Below are 1,185 nucleotides of genomic sequence, written 5' to 3'. Positions count from 1 at the left end.
AAAACCACTGAGCGAGAGGGCATCTGCTGGATGCGATCATCTCATACTGCCGGATCGGTGTCGGTGAGGTTCGATGATGAAAGTCTCGTGTCGTGCGCGGGGCTGGTGCCGGTGCTGCGGCTGGCCGAGGACATCGGCCTGGGCGGGCTGATCGAAGGCCGGGTTGACCTGGGGATTCCGGTCGGCGCGAACACGGGCGCGAAAGCACTGTCGGTGGTGGCGGGCATGGTCGCCGGCGGGGACTCGATCGAGGATCTGGATGTGATCCGGCACGGTGGGATGCGCCGGTTGTTCACCGGTCTTCGGGCACCCTCGACGTGTGGTTCGTGGTTGCGAGGGTTCACTCACGGCCACGTCGCTCAGCTCGCCTCGGCCGCCGCCGACACGCTGGTGCGGCTGGCCGAGCGGGTTCCATCGCTGTTGTCTGGTGCCGGTCAGCTGGCGTTTATCGATATCGACGCCAAGATCAAGGAAACCTACGGTCATGCCAAGCAGGGCAGCGGGTTCGCCTATAACGGGGTCCGCGGCCTGAACCACCTGGTCGCCACCCTCTCCAGCCCGGTCTCCGCACCGGTCATCCTGGCCGCCCGGTTGCGTGGCGGGAACTGCGATTCCCGCCGCGGGGCGGCGTCGATGATCACCGAGGCGATCGGGCTCGCGCGCCGGGCCGGGGCGACCGGCAGGATCGTGGTCCGCGCCGATTCCGCGTTCTTCACCGGCCCGATCATCGCCGCGATCCGCAAAGCGGGCGCATATTTCTCGGTCACCGCCCAGAAAAACGCGGCAGTGAAGACCGTGATCGACCGGATCGGCGAGGACGCCTGGACCGAGATCGCCTACCGGCACCCGATCCCCGACCCGTTATCCGGCGAGTTGATCACCCATGCCGAGATCGCCGAGACCACGCTGACCGCGTTCGTCCACACCGCCGAGAACCCCGGCCGTCAGGTCACCGCACGGTTGCTGGTCCGCCGCACCCCGAGATTCAAGCGGAACGACCAGGGCGAATTGTTCCGCGTCTTCAACTACCACGCCGTGTTCACCGACACCGGCTTCGACCTGCACACCGCCGACGAGTATCACCGCAAGCACGCGATCATCGAGCAAGTCTTCGCCGACCTCAACGACGCAGCCCTCGCACATTTCCCCTCCGGCCGGTTCCCCGCCAACCACGCCTGGCTGATC

Annotated in this window: 1 protein-coding gene; it reads left to right on the top strand. The window is 66.6% G+C overall.

Annotated features, from left to right (window positions below):
* Nucleotides 1-63: 63 nt before the first annotated feature.
* On the top strand, nt 64-1,185 hold a 1,122-nt coding region (locus tag ACLARN_RS44085), incomplete at its 3' end, for an IS1380 family transposase (RefSeq protein WP_409497451.1).

It is taken from the genome of Amycolatopsis sp. cmx-11-12, from assembly GCF_046269425.1.
Lineage (GTDB): Bacteria > Actinomycetota > Actinomycetes > Mycobacteriales > Pseudonocardiaceae > Amycolatopsis.
This window is presented reverse-complemented; position numbering and strand designations above follow the sequence as displayed.